3 protein-coding genes are annotated in these 4,168 nt (G+C 31.6%); 2 read left to right on the top strand and 1 reads right to left on the bottom strand.

The genetic code is table 11. The annotated features are described in order from the left end of the window. Positions 1-610: 610 nt before the first annotated feature. Both G9F74_RS29265 and G9F74_RS29260 read left to right on the top strand, forming a co-directional pair. The gene (locus tag G9F74_RS29265) at positions 611-1,195 is read left to right on the top strand and encodes an SCO family protein (RefSeq protein ID WP_016107096.1); all 585 of its coding nucleotides are present in this window, start codon (positions 611-613) and stop codon (positions 1,193-1,195) included. Positions 1,196-2,024: 829 nt separating this feature from the next. Next, positions 2,025-2,960, top strand: a complete 936-nt coding sequence (locus G9F74_RS29260; RefSeq protein ID WP_070189647.1) for a nucleoside hydrolase — start codon at positions 2,025-2,027, stop codon at positions 2,958-2,960. A gap of 152 nt (positions 2,961-3,112) precedes the next feature. On the opposite strand, the gene G9F74_RS29255 is transcribed toward G9F74_RS29260, so the two are convergent. Beyond that, the coding region (locus tag G9F74_RS29255) for a thiol-activated cytolysin family protein (RefSeq protein ID WP_165406419.1) at positions 3,113-4,168 on the bottom strand (1,056 nt) is incomplete at its 5' end.

Below are 4,168 nucleotides of genomic sequence, written 5' to 3'. Positions count from 1 at the left end.
AAACGTACATTCGATAGGTAGTAAAGTAACAGTTTATGTATGTCGAACAATTAAGATGGCTTCCTGCCATCCCTTGTCCGAAGCCAATTCATCTCCCACCTACTCACTTCGCGTTCCTTGAGGAAGGAGTCTTCTTGGCTAAAATGATAAACTGCCAGCATAACAAAAAGAGATAGAAATAGTCCTATCTCTTTTCTACATAAGGGCCATGCTTACAGATTATCCTTTCATTTCAAATTTAATTTTAATAGGGGAAATCTTAATATTCAATCTCTAAAATATTTTCTCAATATGTATAATTTAATCTTTAATTTATACTATAGTTAACTCTATTTTTAACACGTTATCCAAATATATGGTGTTTTCTCACTCTTATCATACCTAACAATCTTAATTATAAGCAGTCTTGTAAACTATAAACATCAAAGAGGAAGCTGTACGCATAGTAGTAGTATAAATACCCTGAAACAAGGGGATTCATTCGGTTTTGTTATGATTAATTCGGCGGCTATTAAAAATAAAAATTAACCAAAGTAAATACTACCGAGTATTGGGTAGTTCATATAACCATTCCGTAAAATCTATAGAAATTGAAAGGAGATAAATACATATGAAAAAAATGAATTTCATTAGATCACTTATACTTATATTCACAGTTATAGCTCTAGGAGCATGCAAAGATGCAAAACTCAACAATTCACTAGATTGGGATGTGCAGAAGTTCTCATTTACAGATCAAAATGGAAAGCCATTTGGATCGGCTGAGTTACAAGATAAAATTTGGGTAGCTGATTTCTTCTTTACAAGTTGCCAAACAGTTTGTCCACCTATGACAGCAAATATGGCAAAACTCCAGAGAATGTTGAATACGGACGGGATTAAAGATGTAGAATTTGTATCATTTAGTGTGGATCCTGAAGTAGACACACCAGAAAAAATAACAGAATTTATGAAGGCCTATGAAATGGATGGAAGTAGGACTCATTTCCTCACGGGATATAAAAGAGCAGATATTGAAAAGTTTGCTAAAGAAAACTTCCAATCACTTGTAACTAAACCGGAAAATGATACACAAGTTATACATGGTACAAGTTTTTATCTGATTGACAAAAATGGAAAAGTTCTAAAAAAATATTCAGGTGTCGAAAATACTCCTTATGACGAAATTGTTCAAGACATTAAAAAAATTCGATAAAAAAATTCTATTAATTCAATATTTAGAGGCAAGTGAAAGTTTATTTTCATTTTTATAACATTTACAATAAAGTTTGTAATTACTTTCTCAATATAAATACTCTTGTTGATTATGGTTTTAATATTAAAAATCAGCAAAAATTTAAGTATAATAAAAATATGATGGTTATTCCTTTTGTTTACTCCTTGTGCCAAAGATAAGATTGTGTTCCCAATCTTATCTTTTTTCTTTGTAGATTTTTTCATACAAAAATCCAAATAAGAGGAATAAAAAATACCAATACGTTTAACATTATTCCGATTTTTGCCCAAATATTTTTGTTTTCTATATATGATAAAACTGCTAGGATAAATCCAATCGCACAAAGAAATGTTGTTGAAAAAATCGAAGCTCCAAATAATGCAGTTAATATGATTCTGTATTTAACATTAATAAAACATATGATTAATAAAATAGGTATTGAAATTGATATGCTTATATTTATACTACTTTTTTTCATCATAATATCCCTTTCTAAAATAGCATATGAAAAGAGCACAAATCAAAGGTTCTTTATAGGGTTTCGGCCAGTATTTCGAAAAGACCCCACAAGTGAAATAAGTAATAAAAAGTCAATTTTATTTCTACATAAACTAGGTTTTCTAAACAAACATGTCTATTATCACATGCTATTACATTAATATAAACATTTAAATAAAGACAGGAAACTCCAAGAATAACCATCTTTAACAATTATAAAAATATAAATCATAAATATATGGTCTTCTTACATATATAATATAGAGCTTGTCTTATTAAATATTAAGTTATGTAAGAAGGGAGAGCCCCCTTGAAAAAAGTATTATTATTTGGTGACCCAGGTATAGATGATTCTTTGGCAATTATATACGGTTTATTGCATCCTGAAATTGAGATTGTTGGAATTGTTACAAGTTACGGAAATGTTACAAAAGAACAAACGACTCGAAATGCTGTTTACTTATTACAATTAGCTGGAAGAACAGATATCCCTGTTATAAGTGGTGCCTCTTTACCATTTCTTGATGGTTTCACTGCTTATTATCCAGAAATACATGGTGCAGAAGGCCTTGGACCTATCCAACCACCAGAAAGTGTAGCATCAATTCCTATTCATAATTTTAGTCTAATTCTGTCAATTGTTGAAAAATATAAGGAAGAATTAACAATTGTTGATGTAGGTAGATCCACTTCTCTTGCAATCGCTTTAAACCTTTGGAAAGAAACAATGCAAAGCATAAAAGAAATATACATAATGTCCGGGGTATTTCTTCAACCAGGAAACGTCTCACCTGTAGCTGAAGCAAATGCATATGGTGATCCAGTTTCAACCCGGTTTGTAATTAATCAATCTAAAAATTTAACAATAATTCCTTTAAACGTAACAAATTCAGCTATTTTACTTCCAAATGAAGCAGAATATATTGCAGAACACACTACTACCCCATTTAAATCATTAATTAAACCAATTTATGATTATTATTTTAGTGCCTACAAAAAATTAAACCCTAGTATTAAAGGCGCTCCTTTACATGATGTTGTTGCGATGAGTGCAATTGTCAATCCAGATTTTCTTCAATACATGTATCGAAAAGTAGAGATTGATTTAGAATCTTTAAGGGGACAGACTGTCGCAGATTTTCGACCAGGTGCAAAAGCTGAGGGAGCTAGAATTGGATTAAAATTAAATCAAAAACAGTTTATTAAGAATTTCATGGAAATTATGATAGATAGAGGAACAAATTAGAAAGTGAAAGGAAGTATATATCATTTGGTCTAAAAATTATAATGAGGCTACACTCCATCGCTATCTGATGAGTATGCTATATTTGAAAAAGATCCCAATATACTTGTGACCATGTAAAAAAGCACCCTGTAAACAGGGTGCTTCACTTCTACCTAATGACTAATATTAGCAGTTGGGTATAAAGTTGTTCCTCCAATTGAAACTTTTATTTCATTTGTTAATGGAACATTTTGTTCATTAATAATGGTTCTCCACCATTCCCATGCAAGACCTGTACATTCTCTCGCTACGACTTTTACATTTTTTGAATTCGGTGGAAGTGGTATTACTGTAGAGTAATGAGCCGTTTTATCTTGGTTGTTTCCTTCCCAAGTTTTATGTGTTAATACTTCTTTCCCATTTTGATCATATGAAAATTCATCCCAAGATACATCAAATTGAGCAACATATGCACCGTAATGATCAAGCGTCATTTTAGCACTTGAATATTCTGTAGTTGTCGTCTCAATATAATCTGTATTGTTATGAACAGCAGCAGTTGCATTATCTTTTAAGAAAGTGCTTGTATATGAAATTGGGTAAGCTGGATTTTTAGAACTTAATTCTGCATTATCTTTAATAATATTTCGGATTTCATTAAAATCTTTTGTAACAACTTTGTTATGCTCTTTTGCATCTCCGCCTAATACTACAGCGGTAAAGGTACTTTCTTCAAAAATATCTTTGTACTGTCCACTCGCTTCAACGCCTTGACCCTTAATTAGAGCTTTAAAAGCAGCTTGTACATCTTTACTTTTAGATGATGTTTCTAATTTTACATAAACGGTTCTACCATAGGCTACATTTGACACCATAACAGGCGGAGCCGTATTACTTACCCCTTTACGAGTCAACTCATCAAACGTAACACTGTTATCAAAAAGATCAGATGGATTGTTAGGTAGTTCAGCACTTACGGTATAAAATATTTGCTTATATGCCGCAACCATCACTTTTTTCTCTCCATTTGCAACTGCATTAAAGTCAATGTTTAGACTGTTATCAAGATATTTAGCGTTGACATTAAGAGCACTTGCAATTTGTGATTTACTATATACCATAGATTCTGTATACTGCATTCTTGCAGGTAATGAATGTGTTGATGCATACTTCTCATTCCAAGTAGATACTAAATCATCTACTGCTCCAGACACATTACCATATGTCGG

Origin of the sequence: Bacillus sp. EKM202B (assembly GCF_011066025.1) — a bacterium.
GTDB lineage: Bacteria > Bacillota > Bacilli > Bacillales > Bacillaceae_G > Bacillus_A > Bacillus_A toyonensis.
Note: the sequence above shows the minus strand (reverse complement) of the source record. Positions and strands in the feature narration are given on the sequence as shown.

Excerpts from the sequence above, each read along its gene's own strand:
- G9F74_RS29265 (WP_016107096.1), top strand. The coding sequence starts at position 611 with ATGAAAAAAATGAATTTCATTAGATCACTTATACTTATATTCACAGTT.